The 19,655-nt window shown below is 32.1% G+C and carries 16 protein-coding genes; 11 read left to right on the plus strand and 5 right to left on the minus strand.

From position 1 onward, the window contains the following. Positions 1-13 precede the first annotated feature (13 nt). Together AB6T46_RS06180 and nhaA are read right to left on the minus strand one after the other, a co-directional pair. Positions 14-1,354, minus strand: coding sequence for an efflux RND transporter periplasmic adaptor subunit (locus AB6T46_RS06180; protein ID WP_370931271.1), 1,341 nt, complete (start codon positions 1,352-1,354; stop codon positions 14-16). A gap of 106 nt (positions 1,355-1,460) precedes the next feature. After that, positions 1,461-2,834, minus strand: a complete 1,374-nt coding sequence (gene nhaA / locus AB6T46_RS06185; protein WP_370931272.1) for a Na+/H+ antiporter NhaA — start codon at positions 2,832-2,834, stop codon at positions 1,461-1,463. A 329-nt stretch (positions 2,835-3,163) separates the two neighbouring features. Between nhaA and AB6T46_RS06190 the strand changes: the two genes are divergently transcribed. The 5 genes from AB6T46_RS06190 to AB6T46_RS06210 all read left to right on the plus strand — a co-directional run bounded on the left by AB6T46_RS06190 (position 3,164) and on the right by AB6T46_RS06210 (position 7,375). Then, the gene (locus AB6T46_RS06190) at positions 3,164-3,373 is read left to right on the plus strand and encodes a cold-shock protein (protein WP_370931273.1); all 210 of its coding nucleotides are present in this window, start codon (positions 3,164-3,166) and stop codon (positions 3,371-3,373) included. Positions 3,374-3,726: 353 nt separating this feature from the next. After that, positions 3,727-4,929 (plus strand): pyridoxal phosphate-dependent aminotransferase, encoded by a 1,203-nt coding sequence (locus tag AB6T46_RS06195; RefSeq protein ID WP_370931274.1) that lies wholly within the window; start codon positions 3,727-3,729, stop codon positions 4,927-4,929. Positions 4,930-5,021: 92 nt separating this feature from the next. After that, complete coding sequence (gene greA, locus AB6T46_RS06200) at positions 5,022-5,495, plus strand: transcription elongation factor GreA (RefSeq protein WP_370931275.1); 474 nt, start codon at positions 5,022-5,024, stop codon at positions 5,493-5,495. 12 nt (positions 5,496-5,507) lie between these two features. Further along, on the plus strand, positions 5,508-6,458 hold the full coding sequence (trxB, locus tag AB6T46_RS06205) for a thioredoxin-disulfide reductase (protein WP_370931276.1): 951 nt from the start codon (positions 5,508-5,510) through the stop codon (positions 6,456-6,458). An 11-nt stretch (positions 6,459-6,469) separates the two neighbouring features. After that, positions 6,470-7,375 (plus strand): LysR family transcriptional regulator, encoded by a 906-nt coding sequence (locus tag AB6T46_RS06210; RefSeq protein ID WP_370931277.1) that lies wholly within the window; start codon positions 6,470-6,472, stop codon positions 7,373-7,375. Here AB6T46_RS06210 and AB6T46_RS06215 read toward each other — a convergent pair. Next, positions 7,369-7,761: an SH3 domain-containing protein gene (locus AB6T46_RS06215; RefSeq protein ID WP_370931278.1), complete on the minus strand. Its 393-nt coding sequence runs from the start codon at positions 7,759-7,761 to the stop codon at positions 7,369-7,371. The genes AB6T46_RS06210 and AB6T46_RS06215 overlap by 7 nt on opposite strands. Before the next feature lie 229 nt (positions 7,762-7,990). Here AB6T46_RS06215 and uvrB point away from each other — a divergent pair, with 229 nt between their 5' ends. Next, the gene (gene uvrB / locus AB6T46_RS06220) at positions 7,991-10,213 is read left to right on the plus strand and encodes an excinuclease ABC subunit UvrB (RefSeq protein ID WP_370932058.1); all 2,223 of its coding nucleotides are present in this window, start codon (positions 7,991-7,993) and stop codon (positions 10,211-10,213) included. 110 nt (positions 10,214-10,323) lie between these two features. Next, positions 10,324-10,548, plus strand: a complete 225-nt coding sequence (locus AB6T46_RS06225) for a cold-shock protein (RefSeq protein ID WP_370932059.1) — start codon at positions 10,324-10,326, stop codon at positions 10,546-10,548. A gap of 683 nt (positions 10,549-11,231) precedes the next feature. Here AB6T46_RS06225 and AB6T46_RS06230 read toward each other — a convergent pair. Both AB6T46_RS06230 and AB6T46_RS06235 read right to left on the minus strand, forming a co-directional pair. After that, a complete protein-coding gene (locus tag AB6T46_RS06230) occupies positions 11,232-11,903 on the minus strand; it encodes an MBL fold metallo-hydrolase (protein ID WP_370931279.1) in 672 nt (223 codons plus the stop codon). 14 nt (positions 11,904-11,917) lie between these two features. Beyond that, positions 11,918-12,178 carry an accessory factor UbiK family protein gene (locus AB6T46_RS06235; protein WP_370931280.1) on the minus strand — a complete coding sequence of 87 codons (261 nt, stop codon included), beginning with the start codon at positions 12,176-12,178 and terminating at the stop codon, positions 11,918-11,920. Positions 12,179-12,282: 104 nt separating this feature from the next. On the opposite strand from AB6T46_RS06235, the gene lgt reads away from it, so the two are divergent. The 4 genes from lgt to AB6T46_RS06255 all read left to right on the plus strand — a co-directional run bounded on the left by lgt (position 12,283) and on the right by AB6T46_RS06255 (position 19,571). Further along, positions 12,283-13,116, plus strand: coding sequence for a prolipoprotein diacylglyceryl transferase (lgt, locus tag AB6T46_RS06240; protein WP_370931281.1), 834 nt, complete (start codon positions 12,283-12,285; stop codon positions 13,114-13,116). Next, positions 13,100-14,167: an SAM-dependent methyltransferase gene (locus AB6T46_RS06245; protein ID WP_370931282.1), complete on the plus strand. Its 1,068-nt coding sequence runs from the start codon at positions 13,100-13,102 to the stop codon at positions 14,165-14,167. The genes lgt and AB6T46_RS06245 overlap by 17 nt, the downstream gene beginning before the upstream one ends. 102 nt (positions 14,168-14,269) lie before the next feature. After that, a complete protein-coding gene (locus AB6T46_RS06250) occupies positions 14,270-15,205 on the plus strand; it encodes a ribose-phosphate pyrophosphokinase (protein ID WP_370931283.1) in 936 nt (311 codons plus the stop codon). A 517-nt stretch (positions 15,206-15,722) separates the two neighbouring features. Further along, positions 15,723-19,571 carry a hypothetical protein gene (locus AB6T46_RS06255; RefSeq protein ID WP_370931284.1) on the plus strand — a complete coding sequence of 1,283 codons (3,849 nt, stop codon included), beginning with the start codon at positions 15,723-15,725 and terminating at the stop codon, positions 19,569-19,571. Positions 19,572-19,655 lie beyond the last annotated feature (84 nt).

Below are 19,655 nucleotides of genomic sequence, written 5' to 3' on the forward strand. Positions count from 1 at the left end.
TTTGTTTTCATAATTACAAATCTATTATTTTGTAGCTAGCTCCTACATAATCTTGCTCCAGATTAGTAATCACGACCTGATCACCTACCTTTAGACCAGATTTTATTTGAATCAATGATTTCGACTCCCAAACATCGCCTACTTCTACATCCTGAACAGCAATTTTACCATCTTTAAGCATAACAACAAAATAATTTAAATTACCTTTTTCATCTTTATTATATAATACAGACCAATTTGGTAGAACCATGATATTTTTTTGTACATTGACCATAATAAATCCGTCAGCATACATCCCCCCCCGCAAAAGATAATCTGGATTATCAACACTAAAATATACCGGTATACTACGAGTATTTTGTACCACAACTGGACTTATTCTATTCACGGTTGCAATAAATTTTTTATCAATACCAAAAACAGACAAACTCGCCTCTTGCCCTAACTTGACATTAGAAATTTCTGTTGATGGTATATTGGCTTGAAACTCCATTTTAGAAATGTCAACTAAAGTAAGCAATACAGAACCAACACCTACAGTTTGACCTACATTGACTGCTTTAGATGCAACTATCCCACTGACAGGAGCAACTACCGATGCTTCAGAAAGCTGCCTTGCAGCTTGAACATTAGCAGCTTCTGCTTTACGTAACTGAGAAACTAGATTGGCTACAGTCGCTTCATTATTTAATACAGCAGCCTTACTAACATACCCTTGCTTATTTAATTCTTTACTACGTTCATAAGTAGATCTTGCATTCTTCAATTGCGATTTTATCCCTTCAACCGAAGCTTCCGCAGAAGATAAAGAAGATGTTACATTGTCTTTATTGAAAACAACTAAAGTATCACCTTTTGTAACCTTATCACCTATATCTACATTAACACTACTAACTTTACCTAAAATTGACGCAGTGACCTGAACACTTTCTTGCGGCTTTAAAGTCCCGTAAACAGGTATTTCATCATATACATCTTCTAATTTTACGGTTAATATTTCTGACTTTAAAAATTCTACATATTTATATTTTGCATTTTTAGTAGATTTTTCTTCCTTAGCGGTATTTTCAGCCGCAACAGCGGGTGTGTTTTTTCCTTCTACAGAATTATTCTCTTTAACTGACTGATTATCCGCAGTATCAATATCAGATGATTTTTTTTCCTCTAATGAATTACCCTCTTTAGCTGGTTGATTATCAACAGTAGCAACATCTGATGTATTTTTTTGTTCTATTGCGCTACCGCCTTCAGTTAAATTACCATCTGCATCTTTATCAGTTTTTTGACAAGCAGCAACGAATATAAAAAATAATAAGCTAAATGCAATTATTACTTTCTGTTTCCATAATTTCATTATTTAAACCCTCTTCCCCGCACAATTATCTATTTTTAGCTTCTAAATTAACAACTCACTTTAGCATACTATAAAACAATTGCAATATTTTAATATTATCTTGTTCTTATGCATTATGTTTTTTTGTAGCTTCATCTTTTTTATTAAAGAAAACTAAGATTGCGCCTAAAATTAATCCACATATTGCTGATAACACAGATGCTAATAATACCGCTAACTTAGCTATACTTAATTGAGCATCAGAACTAAAAGATAAAACAGCAACAAAAATTGCCATAGTAAATCCTATTCCTGCTAACAAGCCTATCAATAACATGTGCACCCATTTCACCGACTTAGGCAGCTGACAAATATTCAACCTAGTTACCAACCAACTAACACCTACTATGCCTAGAGGTTTACCTATTAATAAACCAGTTGAAATACCTAAAAATATCCATAAGCTACCCTGTTCTTGCAGAGCAATCCCTCCAAAAGCAACTCCAGCATTAGCAAAAGCAAAGATAGGCATCACTCCATAAGATACCCACCCATGTAATACATTCTGCAAGGACACTACAGGAGGCAAAGTTCTTCTATGTGCTTTACGCAGTATTTTTAAATCATCAGAAACCTCATTAAGTTTAGGCTGTTTTTTGGATGCCTCTTCTGAAATAGAGCCTATAGTTTCCTTCATAACTTTAATTGGATTACGATTAGTTGCAAATGGCCTGACTGGAGCAAGTAATCCTAATACAACCCCTGCTAATGATGCATGTATACCAGCTTCCTCAAAACCATACCAGACCAGAAAAGCCGGAATTAAATAGAATAAAATCTTATTAATAGCAAGCCAGCGCAAAAGATAAATTATCATTACACCTATTGCTATAATATAAAACCCTGGCAAATGAATTCCCGATGAATAAAAAAGAGCTATAATTAAAACTGCAATGATATCATCCACCACAGCTAAAGTTAATAAAATGACTCTAACATGGGAAGGTAAAAAATTACCCAATAAAGCTAAAACCCCAAGAGAGAAAGCTATATCTGTAGCTGTAGGAATAGCCCAACCATTCATTACACCATAACTATAGTTAAAAAGAAAATATATAACAGCAGGAACGATCACACCACCTATAGCTGCAAACACTGGTAATGAAGCCTGTTTAAAATCAGAAAGCACACCGTCATGCATTTCACGACGTATCTCTAAACCGATAATCAAAAAGAATACTGTCATTAATCCATCATTTATAAAATGGCTGACAGAAAAATTTACACTAAAGTTATTAATAGAAAAATTTATATTAGCGGCAAGAAATTCATTATAAAGATAACCATAACTAGAGTTAGCGAAGATAATGGCTATTGCAGCGGCGAGAAGCAAAAACACTCCACTAGTAGCCTCAATATGAGCAAAATGATCAACGATAGAAAGAATTTTCTTCTTTACTCTTTGTCCTTTATTTGGTTTATCATAATGAAATATCAACACTCTTACATACCTTCCTATATAATCTAATATTTGTTTTCAAGATAACTTAATTAACCCCAATAGGCAAGCCAAACAACTATCTATTAACAAGGCAAAATATCAATAAGGCCGCAATTTTAAGTAAAATCACATTAATATTACGGCTATTAACATATAATTTACATAAATAAGACAAAGTTGCAAAATAAACTTGCATTTTATAAAAAATAACCCTAGACTGAATATTATCGAATCTTCAAAGATAGTGACTACACTCTTGCACCTTATTATGTAGATCTCTTCTTTTTCGATCTATGTTATTATTATAAGGTGTTTAGGAGTATATATATATGATTACCGGTACTGTAAAATGGTTTGATACAACAAAAGGTTTTGGCTTCATTCAACCGGATGAAGGTCACTCTGATGTGTTTGTGCATATCTCTGCCTTAAATCGCTCAGGTTTAACAAGCTTAAACGAAGGCGATAAAGTTCAATTTGAAATGGTTCAAGATAAAAGATCAGGAAAAATGGCTGCAGATAGCCTAGCTATTTTATAATAACTTATTAAAAGTAATGATATCATAAATGTCATTACTTAAGTTTAAAATAATATGGATTTAACTATAGGCTAATTCTTGGGTTTTCTATTTAAAGCAATAATATCCATATCAGTTTTTAATTATTATCCATATTAAATAATATAAAATATTAAGTCACTGTTTTCAGTGGCTATTTTTATATCCTGCAACTAATTTATAAAATAAAAAGCAATTGATAAATTAATCTTACATTCTATTTTATATAAGAATAAAAGCTTTTTTGTTAAAAAAAAAAATATATATATGACAAATATATACAATAATGATAAAAATAAAATCTAAGCTTTAAATTTTATTTTAAGGAAATCATAATGTCTTTTTTATCTAGCCGCCTTTCCCGCGTAAAGCCTTCTGCAACTATTGCTATGTCACAAAAAGCTCGAGAACTACAAACTCAAGGTCGAAAAATCATAAGTTTAAGCGCTGGCGAACCAGATTTTGACACACCAGAAAATATTAAACTGGCGGCAATAGAGGCAATTAAAAGAGGGGAAACTAAATATACCGCTATATCAGGTATTAATGAATTACGGCAAGCTATTGTTGATAAATTTCTAAATGAAAATCAACTTCAATATAAAATCGCCCAAACAATTGTTGGAACAGGTGGAAAACAAATAATTTTCAACGCTATAATGGCTACAGTAGAACCAGGCGATGAAATAATTATCCCCGCTCCTTATTGGGTTAGTTATCCTGAAATGGTAGCAATCGTAGGTGGAGAGTCAGTTATTATAAAAACTTCAATTGATAACCAATTTAAAATCACACCAGAAGAGTTAGAACAAGCAATAACCCCTAAAACAAAATGGTTAATTTTAAACTCTCCTAGTAATCCTTCAGGAGCAACCTATAATATAACAGAATTACAACAATTAGGTGAAGTGCTTCGCAAATATCCACATGTACACATATTGTCTGACGATATATATGAACATTTACTTTATGATGGACAAACATTTACTAATTTACTCCAAGTTTGCCCTGATTTATATGATCGCACATTAGTCATGAATGGTGTTTCTAAATCTTACAGTATGACCGGATGGCGTATCGGTTATGCGGCAGGACCAGAAAAACTAATAAAAGCTATGGATTTATTACAAGGTCAACAAACATCTGGTACATGCAGTATATCTCAATGGGCTGCTAAAGAAGCATTAACTGGCCCTCAAGACTTTATTAGTTATAGTCGTAAAATCTTCGAATCTAGACGAGATCTAGTAGTTAAAATGCTAAACGAAGCTGAAGGCATAACTTGCCCAAAACCATCTGGGGCTTTTTATGTTTATCCTTCATGTGCTGGGGTAATTGGTAAAAAAACTCCTCAAGGTACAATAATCGAAAATGATGCTATATTTACTGAAGAGCTATTAAACGCCAAAGGGGTAGCTGTAGTACATGGTGAAGCTTTTGGTTTATCTCCTAATTTTAGAGTTTCTTATGCTACTTCTACGGATATTTTAAAAGAAGCTTGTTTACATATTCAAAATTTTTGTGCATCATTAAAGTAAATAAATATATTAATCATTATGTTATATATCATAACCTTATACTTGATATAACCATAATTATATAACTACTATAAAATAAGGAAGGATAAAATATGGATAGTATTCCTATGACAAATCGTGGATTTGCTTTACTTAAGGAAGAACTTAACAGACGTCAAAGAATTGAGCGCCCTAAAATTATCGAAGCTATATCAGAAGCCAGGGCACATGGTGACTTATCAGAAAATGCTGAATATCATGCAGCAAAAGAAGCACAAAGTCTTAACGAAGGCCGTATTATGGAACTAGAAGAGTCTCTTGCTCGCGCAGAAGTAATAGATATTTCCAATATGTCCGGCGACACTGTTAAATTTGGCGCAACAGTCTCTTTAATAGATGAAGAAACTGATGAGAAAAAAATCTATCAAATAGTCGGTGATCTGGAAGCAGATGTTCACGAAGGTCGGATTTCTATATCTTCTCCTATTTCCAGGGCGTTAATTGGTAAAACTATTGGAGATACAATAGAAGTTAAAGCTCCTGCTGGTATAAGATCTTACGAAATTATCAACGTAGAATATATTTAATAAGGTATATTTATGTCTACTACACATACCTCAACTTTGATTATTGGCTCTGGTGCAGCTGGTTATACAGCAGCTATATATAGTGCTCGAGCTATGTTAAACCCCATTTTATTGACCGGCTTACAAAAAGGTGGACAATTAACCCTAACCAATGAGATAGAAAATTTTCCTGGTTTTCCACATCCTGTCGATGGTAATTGGCTAATGGATCAAATGTTTCAACAAGCGCAAAATGTGGGCGCTAATATTCTAGATGAAATAGTAACTAAAGTTGATCTTAACGTTAGACCTTTTAAAATTTTTACAGATAGTGATAAAATATTCACCTGTGATTCCTTGATAATTGCAACAGGAGCAAAAGCTCGCTGGCTCGGAATCGATGGAGAACAAACTTTTATTGGTGGCGGTGTTTCAGCTTGTGCGACTTGTGATGGTTTTTTTTATCGTAATCAAAATGTCGTTGTAGTTGGTGGTGGTAATACAGCCGTAGAAGAAGCTTTATATTTATCTGATATTGCTAAACATGTTACTCTTATCCACCGCCGTGATAAATTAAGAGCAGAACAAATATTACAAGACCGCTTATTTAAAAAATCTAATATATCCATATTATGGAACCAAAAAGTAATTCAAATTTTAGGTACACATACTAAAATGTTACCGCCTCAAGTTTCATCAATAAGATTGCAAAATATATTAGATCATAATATCACCGAACTTGATACTTCTGGTGTTTTTATAGCTATAGGATTTGACCCTTGTACAAATTTATTTGACAATCAGCTAAAAAAAACGCAGGATAACTATTTATGGGTAGAAGCAGGTACTACTAAAACGAGTATACCCGGCGTCTTCGCAGCTGGAGATGTTGCAGATTCAGTTTATCACCAAGCTATTTTAGCAGCGGGACATGGTTGTATGGCAGCATTAGATGCTAAAAAATATTTAGAAGAATTAAATTAAGTGAACTGAAAATGCAAACTCCTTCGGATTGGAATAAGTTACGTGTATTTTATGCTGCCGCAGAAGCAGGATCATTTACGCAAGCTGCCAGCAATTTACATATGTCTCAATCTTCTATATCTCGTCAAGTGACCAGCCTTGAATTAGAATTAGGTGTATTATTATTTCAACGTCATGCTAGGGGATTAATTCTGACCGAACAAGGCGAGACACTATTTAAAACTGTACATTCTATGATAGAAAAGTTAGATGATGCATATAATTTATTATATGAAAGCCGTCAAAAACTTTATGGTCGCTTACGAGTTACGACCACTGCTGCACTTGGTCTGGGTTGGTTGAGTCATCGTATTCATGAATTTTCTAGTCTTTATCCTGATATACAATTACAACTTTATTTAACAGACACTGAACCAGATCTTAGTAAACGTGAAGCAGATTGTGCTATACAACTACATCAACCTAGCCAACAAAATTTAATCCAATTAAAATTATTTAATATTCATATGCATATATATGGCTCGGAAGATTATTTTAAAAAACACAGCAAACCTACACAATTGAGTGACTTAGAAAATCACACTATTATTTCTTATGGTGACCCCATTCCACCACATTTAGTTGCTCTCAATTGGCTAGAAAGTGCTAATGGTTTTTTTTCGCCTCCTCGACAATCGACTTTAAAAATCAATAATCTACTTGCTTTAAGAGAAGCAACCATTAAAGGCTTAGGTCTTTGTGTATTACCAGACTATATAGTTAAAGATACTGAAGGTCTTGTGCAAATATTAACAGATGTAGCAGATATTCCAAGATTTACCGCTTATTTTTATTACCATGAATCCCTCAGAAATTCCGTCAGAATGAATGCTTTTAAAAAATTTATACTTTCAAAAGCAGCCAGCTGGAGTTACTGAACAAAAGACCTGTAACTTTCAAATGAAATAATATTATATTCCTTGTTTAGCGGCATGGTCACCAAAGGCTCCCATACAGTAAACCTCTCAATACTATAAGTAACCCTAGCTAAATTTTTAGATTCTGTAGTTTGCTTATATGCTATATATTTTGCGGACATCCAACCAGTATATTGTTTATATGATACCTGACACCAAGATTCTTGACAATATCTCACCTGCAACCTTGATTTAGGAGGCAGTAACTTTAATATACGATAATCAGTATTTGGTCCAATACGCATATTTACATATGAGGTAGTAATAGCATTAGCAGCCATTACTTTAGTTATACTTGTTAACATAGTTATTATTATAACTAAAAATATGAGAAACTTTTTATACATTTCACCCAATTCATAAAAAATATAATTATATCATATATATACACTAATATATTAATGTATTTCATTAAAAAAATGCACATAATTATTGCAAATATTAGTTTTTTGAACTAAATTAAAACAAATACGTTAATTAAATATTCTTTGACATTTTACATGAGAGACTATTTTGGTAAACAAATCTCCTGCCGCTAAAATCAGAAAGGCAGATAAACAAAAAAATCCTGCTATTATGACTCCAACGGTAGAGGCTTTATCTAAGCTAATATCTTCAGATTCGCCATTAATTAAACATGGAAAAGATTGGAAGCCGCATCGCCCTATTTTACCCGCTAAAAGTGAAGGCGGCAAAAAATTTTCTATTCAGACAGATTTTCAGCCTTCCGGAGATCAACCTGCAGCGATTTGCTCCTTATTACAAGGTCTAAAAGAAAAAGAGCAAACACAAATTTTATTAGGTGTTACTGGTTCTGGTAAAACTTTTACTATGGCACAAGTTATAGCTCAAGCTCAACGCCCTGCTCTTATTTTAGCTCACAACAAAACTTTAGCCGCTCAACTATATATGGAATTTAAGTCATTTTTTCCTGAAAATGCAGTTGAATATTTTGTCTCTTATTATGACTATTACCAACCTGAAGCATATGTAGCTAGATCTGATACTTATATTGAAAAAGAATCTTCTATCAACGAACAAATAGACAGAATGCGCCATGCTGCTACACGTGCCCTTTTTGAACGCGATGATACCATTATCGTTTCCTCTATTTCTTGTATATTTGGTATAGGTTCGGCTGAGTCTTATACAGCTATGACTTTTTCATTAAAGGTTAATGAACATATTAACCAGCGTCAATTATTGTCTAGACTAGTAGAACAACAATATCGTAGACAAGACATTAATTTTACACGTGGATCTTTTAGAGTTCGTGGTGATATTATTGAAATTTTTCCGTCTCACCTAGAAGATAGAGCGTGGCGTATATCTTTATTTGGTGATGAAATTGAAAGCTTAAGCGAGTTTGATCCATTAACAGGTCAACTTACTGCTAAACTTGATTCAATCAAATTATATGCTAATTCTCACTATGTTACCCCCCGCCCCACATTACAACAAGCTATTTCGCTTATTAAAATAGAGTTACAAGAAAGATTAGCAGAACTTATCGCCGCTAACCGTCTGATAGAAGCACAACGGCTAGAGCAACGTACCAGTTTAGATATAGAATTATTAGAAACCACTGGCAGTTGTCCAGGAATTGAAAATTATTCACGTTATTTAACCGGTCGCCTTCCTGGAGAGCCTCCTCCAACGTTATTTGAATATCTTCCTAATAATGCAATTTTATTTGTAGATGAAAGTCACGTTTCTATTCCACAAATAGGAGGTATGTATAAAGGAGACTTTCGTCGTAAAGCAACTTTAGCAGAATATGGTTTTAGACTTCCATCATGTATGGATAATCGACCGCTACGTTTTGAAGAGTGGGATATGATGCGCCCTCAAACTATAGCCGTTTCTGCTACGCCTGGACGTTGGGAATTTGAACAAACTCATGGCGTATTTGTGGAGCAAATTATCCGTCCTACTGGTCTTACTGATCCACAAATTGAGGTATTACCTGCCAAATATCAAGTTGACGATTTAATAGATCAATTAAAATCAGTTATCAGTAAAGGCTACCGTGCTTTAGTTACCGTATTAACCAAACGTATGGCAGAATATCTTGCAGAATATATACATGAACAAAATTTTAACGTCCGCTATATGCATGCTGACATACATACATTAGAGAGAATTGAAATCATTCAAGACCTACGTTTAGGAGTATTTGATGTATTAATAGGCATCAACTTACTACGTGAAGGTTTAGATATTCCTGAATGTGGTTTAGTCGCTATTTTAGATGCAGATAAAGAAGGCTTTTTACGTTCAGAAACTTCATTAATACAAATGATAGGTAGAGCAGCAAGAAATGTAGACGGTAAAGTTGTTATCTATGCAGATAAAGAAACAGCTTCCATAAAAAAAGCTTTAGAAGAAACAAAAAGGAGAAGAGAAAAACAAGAAGCCTATAATAAAAAACATAATATCATTCCACAAACAACCTCAAAAAATAATAGCAATTTTTCTTTTCCTAAAGCAGATTATTCTACTTCCAGTAAAAAAGATAAATCTTTGCCACGATTATCACCAGAATTACTAGAAAAGAAGATAAAAAAAACAGAGAAGAAAATGTATGCTGCTGCAGAAGAGTTTAATTTTGAACAAGCCGCAGACTATAGAGATGAGCTACAAAAGTTACAACAAATGCTATTAATTTTAAGCGATGATCCAAAAGTAATCTTTTACGATAACGAAGAAGATATAATAATATCGCAAGAAGAAAAATCAAAGAAACGTCCAACTTCTCCTAGTAGAAGAAGCTCTAAAACTGGTCGTCCTGGCCGCTAATATAAAATATATTAGTATATTTTATATTATATCTTGTCAATTTTCCTTATTGTATTATCTTCTATAATAAATAATAAAGAAATTACGAGGGCATAATGTCAGAAGGCAATATATCACAAACAGGAACGGTGAAATTTTTTGATGTAGAAAAAGGTTTTGGTTTTATAACTCCTGATAATGGCGGTTTAGATATCTTTATACATATATCAACCTTACAAATATTTGGTTTAACAGAACTATTAAATAAACAAAAAGTTACTTATGAAGTAACAGAAAATATCAATGGTAAAGGTTTAAAAGCTACTAAAATATCTTTGTTAGATGAAGTTAATTAAATAAATTATGTAAGATGTAAATAACTTATAATTTATATATTGTTAAATAATTATCTTATAACGACAATTAGAGGTCTTTATATCTTGTCAACCTTATAAATATTTAACCTAAAGAATGTTAAATAAACAAGTTACTTATGAGGCAACAGAGAATATCAATAGTAAAGGTTTAAAAGCTACTAAAATATCTTTGTTAGATGAAGTTAACTAAATCAATTATATAAGATGTAAATAACTTATAATTTATATATTGTTAAATATTTATCTTATAACGGCTATTAAAGGTCTTTATATCTTGCCAACCTTATAAATATTTGACCTAAAGAATGTTAAATAAACAAGTTACTTATGAGGCAACAGAGAATATCAATAGTAAAGGTTTAAAAGCTACTAAAATATCTTTGTTAGATGAAGTTAACTAAATCAATTATATAAGATGTAAATAACTTATAATTTATATATTGTTAAATATTTATCTTATAACGGCAATTAAGGGTTTTTATATCTTGTCAACCTTATAAATATTTGACCTAAAGAATGTTAAATAAACAAGTTGCTTATGAAGTAAATGCGACTATAAATAATAAAGGTAGTAAAGCTATTAAAATAGCTTTACTACCTCGGATTAATGAATAAAATATTGACTCATCAAATACTGTTATTTATTAATTAAATACAGTTATTCATTGATTAAATACTTGTAAAAATGGATTATGCAATCTTTCATATAAGATAGTACTACCTGGACCATGCCCACAGATAAATTGCACATTATCTCCTAATGGTAACACTTTATTATTTAAAGATCTGATAAGATCAGCATGATTACTTCCTATCAAGTCTGTTCTTCCTATTGATCCTCTAAATAACACATCTCCCATTATAGCAAATTGTAGTTTTTCACAAAAGAATATCACATGTCCTGGAGCATGTCCTGGCGTATGTAACACTTTGAATTCATACATTCCACAAGTTACGATATCTCCATCTGCTAAGAATTTTTCTATAGTTACATTCTGGATAGTATCGTCATATATTCCATAACCTCTTGCAATATCAATAACATCATATTGTAATAATAATTTATCTTCTATAGCTGGTCCAACAACATTAATCTTCAAATGCTCAGACACAAAATTAGCTGCTCCAATATGATCAAAATGGCAATGTGTTATCCATATTTCTTTAACATTTGCGTTATTTTCTTTAATAACTTTTAATATTTTTTCTCCATTACCACCTGGATCAACTAAAATTGCTTGGTCATTATCAAGATCCATCAACAAAGTACAATTTTGCCGCAAAGGTGTTACTGGTATATGAATAACTTTAAGTTTATCAAGAGTAAGTGACATTTTTCGCCCATTAATTAATCAGTTAAATTTTGTAATTTTTTTTCAATTTCCTCAATTTTTATTTTCATATCCTGCTGTTCTAGCTGTATCTTTTGTACCATTTGCTTAACAATTTCTAACTGCTCTCTATTTACTAAATTTAATTTATTAATTAAATTTTCTATTTGACTTTGGGCTATATTTTGGGTTTCTTCTTTAAATGTCTCAACTGTTTTTGCAGCTTGATTACAAATATTTGCAATATCATCCAATAATTTATTCTGCCCTCTATTCATTATTTTTCCTTTATGGTAAATTTTTATATTTGCGCTAATATATTTCAGAGTATACTATTATTTTTAAAATAAATCTATAACATATAGTTTCAATGGAGTCTTAAATGGGTCTAGAATTTCCTAATATATCCCCTATTGCCTTTTCTATTGGTTTTTTTAATATCCATTGGTATGGTCTTGGTTACTTAGTTGGTATATTATTTGCTTGGTTATTCAGTAAATATTTATTGAAACAAAAAAAATTATGGCGCAATGCTATTAGCCCCTTAAAAGCTCCTCTATTAGATGATCTTATAGTCTATGCTACGTTAGGAATTATCATAGGCGGTAGATTAGGATATATATTATTTTATAATTTCAACTATTATTTATCATTTCCTAGTCATATGTTTTTTATTTGGGATGGCGGCATGTCATTTCATGGAGGTTTTTTAGGTTGTCTATTAGCTTTTTATCTATTCAGTAAAAAATATAAAATTAATCTCATTGCCTTATTTGACCTTGTCGCCGTATCGGCTCCTGTTGGTATAGGCTTAGTTAGAATTTGTAATTTTATTAATAGTGAACTATGGGGAAAAGTTACCAATGTCCCTTGGGGAGTAAAATTTCCTAATGGTGGTATTAATATGTATGGAGATTTACTCAGCCGTCACCCTAGCCAATTATATGAAGCTTTATTAGAAGGATTATTTTTGTTTTTACTCCTTTTAACTATGGTGTTCTTATTCCATTCGTTAAAAAGAACCGGTTTAACTAGTGGTATTTTTGCTGTAGGCTATTCAATTAGCAGAATTTTTGTAGAATTTTTTCGTGAACCAGATGCACAATTAGGTTATCTATATAATCACTGGTTAACCATGGGTATGATTCTTTCGTTTCCTATGCTATTTGCTGGTATATATCTAATAATTAGGTCCTATAATGTGCAAAAGCGGTAATATTTGGTTAAAAAATTATATCTCTCAACATGGAGCTATATCAGTAAGTCACTTTATGCGTGAATCATTAACGAATAAAGATTGGGGTTATTATATTAATAGGAATCCCTTAGGTAAAAAAGGTGACTTTATCACAGCAGTGGAATTAGGTAAGCAAATGGCTGAAACTATAGCCCTTTGGTTACAAGATCAATGGATTTTTTTAGATTGCCCTAAACAAATAATAATATGTGAATTAGGTGCAGGAACTGGATCATTGATGAGAGATATATTATCTTTTATTAAGATTCATGATAGTAAATTTTATAATAGTCTATCATTAAAAATTATAGAGGTTAGTCCTTACCTAAAAAATATCCAAGCTGATACTTTATCTTCTCACACTAATATATGCTGGCATACCAGCTTAGATATTTCTGTATCTTGTCCTATTTTATTTATAGCGCACGAATTTTTTGATGCAATTCCTATAGATCAATATGTAAATGTTGATGGTGTATTTTATGAAAGATTAATCACTTTTTCTGATGATAATTTTCAATTTACTCTAGGCAACAAAAAACTTTCTCCCGGTTATCTTCCGTCAGATTTTTATCTAAGTCCCGAAGGTGCGATATATGAAATTAGTATTGAGCGCTTAAATATATTTAATTGTATGTTATCTTATATCTCCAAATATAAAGGTGGAGGTATAATTGTTGATTATGGTAGTATCTGCGAAGGTTATGGAGATAGCTTGCAAGCTATCAAGGATCATAAGTTTGTAGATATTTTTTCTGACGTTGGTAACTGCGATCTTACCAGTCATGTTAATTTTGGTCAGTTCAAGAAGTTATGCCAAGCTAATCAAATAGATAATTTTTGTTTAGAGCAAGGTAAATTTTTACAATCACTTAACTTAGCTTTTCGTATCACCTCTAAATTTCCTCAACTAACTGATACAGAACAATATTTATTAGCTAAAGAATATGACTATCTCACTAATCCTAATAAAATGGGTAAATTATTTAAGGTATTTTGCTTTGGCGCGGGTTGCAATATAAAAATATAGCTAACCAAAATAATTTTAAACTAAAATATTTCTTTAAAGCTATCTAAAACTTTAGTATAAATCAAATAACTTAATCTTATTTTATATTATAAAGGATCTAAAATGAAGTTATTCTGCGGTAATTCTAATATACCACTGGCACAAGAAGTAGCAGACTATCTTAATATTAATTTGGGTCAAGCTACGGTAAAACGCTTTGCTGATCAAGAAATATATGTAGATATCGGGGAAAATGTTCGTGGAGAAGATGTATTTATTCTACAATCGACGTCTTATCCTACTAATGATCATTTAATGGAACTTCTGATAATGATAGATGCATTCAGACGCTCCTCCGCTCGTCGCATTAACGCTGTTATTCCCTATTTTGGTTATGCGCGCCAGGATCGTAAACCCGCTCCTCGCACTCCTATATCAGCAAAGTTAGTCGCCAATTTAATAACAGAAGCTGGAGCTAATCGCGTATTAACTTTAGACTTACACGCTGGTCAGATTCAAGGTTTTTTTGATATTCCTACTGATAATTTATATGCGATTCCTACAATAAGCCGTGATATAAACAACAATTATGATGTATCTAATGTTATGGTTGCCTCACCTGATGTTGGTGGAGTAGTAAGAGCCCGTGCTTTAGCTAAAAGACTTTCCAATGCCCCCCTTGCAATTATTGATAAGAGAAGAGAAAAAGCTGGAATTTCAGAAGTAATGCATATTATAGGTGATCCTGAAGGCAAAGATTGTCTATTATTAGACGATATAGTTGATTCCGGAGGTACATTGTGTAATGCAGCTCAAGCCTTACTTGATGATGGCGCTAGAAGTGTTGCTGCTTATATTACTCATGGTGTTCTATCAGGTAAAGCAGCAGATAAAATAGCTAATTCCTGCCTTAAAGAATTAGTCATTACTAATAGCATAAAACCTAGAATAAATATTAGTGATATACCTAATATTAGGGTTATTTCTATAGGTCAATTATTAGCTGAAGCAATTAAAAGAACCGCAAATGAGCAATCTGTATCATATCTATTTGATTGATAATTTTTAATAACTTAAGCGTATAGTTTAACAATATATAGGTCTTATATTAATAATTAAGTTATTAATATATTTTTAATATTATATTGTGAGTATATAGCTATTTATCCACAGTATATAAATAGTGTCACAACTCTAATACAAATATTATTATCAATATAAATTTATTATATTTTTCCATAAAATATATAATAAATTTACTAATTCTTATTTTAAGATTTAGTCATTCCTCCATCAATAAAACCTAACATCTAGTCTTATAATAGTACAAATTATTAAAGTTATTCCTATAAGTAATTAAAAAAAACTATAGCTCATAATAAACTATGCTTTCTTCCTTAAATATTTACTCTATAACAAATATATTTAACTAATAAAAAATATTTAAATATATACTCTGGACAAATTACTATAACTATAATATAGTTATATATTATAATATATATAACTATGATATACTATATTCTATTAAAGTAATCTATTGTTTTTAATATTTGTCACACAGTAAGAAAATAGCATGAAGTCCATTATTAGAAAATCACATTCAAAAAAATTAAGACGCCTTTTGCTAGGCAGTACAGTTCTAACTACCGCATCTTTATTTACCTCTGGTACTGTTTTGGCTAATGTCAATAATGAGAAAGCCCCCAAGCCCTCTGAGGCACAAAAAAAATATCGTTCTTCTATTAACTTACCGGTAAATTACAATATGATGAAAGGTGGTTTGATGGCTAAAACAACTGCCTCTTCCGCTTTTAAAGTTAATACTCCTAACAATACTAAATCGGTAATTTTATATCCTAAATCAACGTATATTTATATAGATAATAAGAGTGGTTCATCCGACATAGCGCTTTTTGCTGATCATGGGCTAAATGCTATGGTTAACAACAAAAACTTTGGTAACACAATTAATACTAATGATATCAATCCACTTACTAAATCTGTTAATAATGTTAGCGCTAACTATAACGATATGATAGTCAGCGAAAAAGAAAAAAGAGAATTCCTCGATAACGGCACCCTCCGTATAACAGTTAAAGCGCAAGGTGTTTTTAGTGATGTATTTGCCATTACCTCTTATCCTATAGTTATTGAAAAGTCAAGTGAAATAGTTGGCACTACTATTCTAGGTTACACTAAACACGCTTCTTACATGAAAAATCCTCTTATCAATAATGTTATTATAGGTAGTAATTACCGTATTATAAATTCGATCCCCGAGGAAAAGATATCAGGAAATACATATATTGGCGCAGATTTTTCAGCGCACTATCTGGGCGCATGTAGTGATTACGAGAATGTATCAATAGGCTACGGTAATAAATTAAATCAGTGTAAACAATTTAAAGATACACAACCCCCTGACCAATCATCCAATAGTCGTGGTAGCGTTTATTTAGGTAGTCATATTGATATTAAAAATAGTGATCTTAGCCAAAGTGTTATCATTGGTTCTGGAGTAAATTTGGATAGTGTTGATTTATCTAACACGATATTCTTTTCTAGCAAAAATAATAAATTGATTAGATTAACTAATGTCGATACAGGGAAAACTGATACTGATGTTATTACTTATGGTCAGCTGCGTCTCAAAAAAGATGATTTAAATAAAAATGCATTGCACGTACAGAAAGGGTTATATTTTGATCCTGGTGGGTATAAAATAACCAACATTGCAGACGGCAAAGAGAAAGCCGATGCCATCTCTGTAGGGCAAATTAAAAGATTTGTAGAATTTGGTGCTAGTAATAAGCTTAATGCTGGTAATTTTATTATTGGCATGACCTCCGGTATTACTGGGACTGCTCATACATTTATTGGTAAGTTGTCTCTCGGATATAACGGGAACAATACACAAATGGTAACTGTGGGTAGCACTATTTACGCATTTAATAATTCTGATAGCGTGATTATTGGTAGTCGAACTACTACTAACGGCTACAGTCATGCTCCTACTTCTCGTCAAACAATCATCGGTTATAAGAATGATCACAAATATGGTAAAGCTTCACGCACTATTTCTCCAGCATCTTTCACTACATTAGGTGCCAATATTGTTTTTGATATTAGAAGCACGGAGAACAGTGTTGTCCTTGGAGCAGGTTCAACTATAGAGACTGGTCAATCTGACGTTGTGTCTTTTGGTAAAAAAGGATCAGAACGAATATTAACTAATATCGCTGCGGGAGCACATGATAATGATGTTGTTACTTATGGTCAATTAAAAAATGACAATAATATATTTGATGGAATGCGTTTAAATTACACCGGTAATTTTAGTGCCTTAGGTAAAAAAATCCTCAACGTTGCTGATGGCAAACAGAATACAGATGCTATAAATGTAAAGCAAATGAAAGATTTTTTCTCTAACGAGATTGTAACATCTTATCATGGGCCTGAACAAGACGGATGGTCGCATCGAAACGTCTTTATAAACTCTTCACACAAAAATAGAAATTCCTTTTTCGGGGATAATGTTAATATAGGTTATAATATTATAGCTAAAAATTCTGCTAAAGATGTGAATCTTGGTACTAAGATACATTACGGAGACAAATTAAGTCAGAACGTTAATATCGGTTTTAGCATTGCACCTAGAAATACCTCTAGTGATAAAGTGGACTCAACTAAACTAAGCAACATTAATTTGGGTGCTAATACTAACTCTAGTGCTGACTCTACAAAGAATAGTGTTGTGATTGGTCAGGGTTCCACTATAGATACTGATCAATCTGGCGTTGTGTCTTTTGGTAAAAAAGGATCAGAACGAAGATTAACTAATATCGCTGCGGGAGCAGATGATAATGATGTTGTTAATATTTCACAACTAAAAAAATATACTTTTTATTATAATGGTAAAAACTATAATGCTGAAAGCAAAAAAATCTCTAATGTTCTTGCAGGTACAGCGTCTAGTGATGCCATAAATTTTAAGCAAGTGAAACAATTTGTTAACTATGGTCAATTTAGTAGTAATGATGCGTCACCTAATAACAATATATTTGCTATTGGTAGTAAAAATAGTCATGAAGACAATAATCAAAATACTACGATAATAGGTACTAATCAGAGTGCAGAGCAAGGGTATTTGTCTGGTAATCATGTTTCTATAGGTAGTAATATAACGGCGCGATATGTTTCTCTAGGAGCATTTATTGGCTCCAATAACACATTCTTTTACGATGAAGCTAATCTAGGTGTAAAAGGTGCCGCCACCTCTTACCAAGTGGTCATCGGTTCTTTCAATGATCCTACATACACATACACCGGAAAAGATATAGTACACAAACAAAATTCTGTTATATTAGGTAATAATATTTCTTTTGCGGCTAAAGCTGACTCTACAAAGAATAATGTTATCATTGGTCATTATTCCACTATAGATACTGATCAATCTGGCGTTGTGTCTTTTGGTAAAAAAGGATCAGAACGAAGATTAACTAATATCGCTGCGGGAGCAGATGATAATGATGTTGTTAATATTTCACAACTAAAAAAATATACTTTTTATTATAATGGTAAAAACTATAATGCTGAAAGCAAAAAAATCTCTAATGTTCTTGCAGGTACAGCGTCTAGTGATGCCATAAATTTTAAGCAAGTGAAACAATTTGTTAACTATGGTCAATTTAGTAGTAATGATGCGTCACCTAATAACAATATATTTGCTATTGGTAGTAAAAATAGTCATGAAGACAATAATCAAAATACTACGATAATAGGTACTAATCAGAGTGCAGAGCAAGGGTATTTGTCTGGTAATCATGTTTCTATAGGTAGTAATATAACGGCGCGATATGTTTCTCTAGGAGCATTTATTGGCTCCAATAACACATTCTTTTACGATGAAGCTAATCTAGGTGTAGAAGGTGCCGCCACCTCTTACCAAGTGGTCATCGGTTCTTTCAATGATCCTACATACACATACACCGGAAAAGATATAGTACACAAACAAAATTCTGTTATATTAGGTAATAATATTTCTTTTGCGGCTAAAGCTGACTCTACAAAGAATAATGTTATCATTGGTCATTATTCCACTATAGATACTGATCAATCTGGCGTTGTGTCTTTTGGTAAAAAAGGATCAGAACGAAGATTAACTAATATCGCTGCGGGAGCAGATGATAATGATGTTGTTATTTATAAACAGTTAATAGATAGATTTACTGCTGTTAAGCCAATGGTATTAAATGCAAAAGGTTGCTTTGATGCAAATAGTAAAGCAATCTATAATCTAGGTGATGCTAAGGCTGATAATGATGCTATCAATGTAAAACAACTAAAAAGTACCGTAACCCAGATGGCGAGAAAAAAAAACTCCACACAGATAAAGATGCAAAATATCAGGCTAATATCTTAATAGGGGTTACAAAAAAAGAATTTACTGGTTCTGGTGGATATAATGTTAATATCGGTAACTATATTGACGATTTTAATGGTAAGA

This window comes from Bartonella sp. DGB1 (assembly GCF_041345015.1).
GTDB lineage: Bacteria > Pseudomonadota > Alphaproteobacteria > Rhizobiales > Rhizobiaceae > DGB1.

What these genes read in the sequence shown, in the direction of transcription:
- AB6T46_RS06180 (WP_370931271.1), bottom strand. Translation starts at nt 1,354, where the DNA reads ATGAAATTATGGAAACAGAAAGTAATAATTGCATTTAGCTTATTATTT.
- AB6T46_RS06190 (WP_370931273.1), top strand. Translation starts at nt 3,164, where the DNA reads ATGATTACCGGTACTGTAAAATGGTTTGATACAACAAAAGGTTTTGGC.
- AB6T46_RS06195 (WP_370931274.1), top strand. Translation starts at nt 3,727, where the DNA reads ATGTCTTTTTTATCTAGCCGCCTTTCCCGCGTAAAGCCTTCTGCAACT.
- greA (WP_370931275.1), top strand. Translation starts at nt 5,022, where the DNA reads ATGGATAGTATTCCTATGACAAATCGTGGATTTGCTTTACTTAAGGAA.
- trxB (WP_370931276.1), top strand. Translation starts at nt 5,508, where the DNA reads ATGTCTACTACACATACCTCAACTTTGATTATTGGCTCTGGTGCAGCT.
- AB6T46_RS06210 (WP_370931277.1), top strand. Translation starts at nt 6,470, where the DNA reads ATGCAAACTCCTTCGGATTGGAATAAGTTACGTGTATTTTATGCTGCC.
- AB6T46_RS06215 (WP_370931278.1), bottom strand. Translation starts at nt 7,761, where the DNA reads ATGTATAAAAAGTTTCTCATATTTTTAGTTATAATAATAACTATGTTA.
- uvrB (WP_370932058.1), top strand. Translation starts at nt 7,991, where the DNA reads ATGACTCCAACGGTAGAGGCTTTATCTAAGCTAATATCTTCAGATTCG.
- AB6T46_RS06230 (WP_370931279.1), bottom strand. Translation starts at nt 11,903, where the DNA reads ATGTCACTTACTCTTGATAAACTTAAAGTTATTCATATACCAGTAACA.
- AB6T46_RS06235 (WP_370931280.1), bottom strand. Translation starts at nt 12,178, where the DNA reads ATGAATAGAGGGCAGAATAAATTATTGGATGATATTGCAAATATTTGT.
- lgt (WP_370931281.1), top strand. Translation starts at nt 12,283, where the DNA reads ATGGGTCTAGAATTTCCTAATATATCCCCTATTGCCTTTTCTATTGGT.
- AB6T46_RS06245 (WP_370931282.1), top strand. Translation starts at nt 13,100, where the DNA reads ATGTGCAAAAGCGGTAATATTTGGTTAAAAAATTATATCTCTCAACAT.
- AB6T46_RS06250 (WP_370931283.1), top strand. Translation starts at nt 14,270, where the DNA reads ATGAAGTTATTCTGCGGTAATTCTAATATACCACTGGCACAAGAAGTA.
- AB6T46_RS06255 (WP_370931284.1), top strand. Translation starts at nt 15,723, where the DNA reads ATGAAGTCCATTATTAGAAAATCACATTCAAAAAAATTAAGACGCCTT.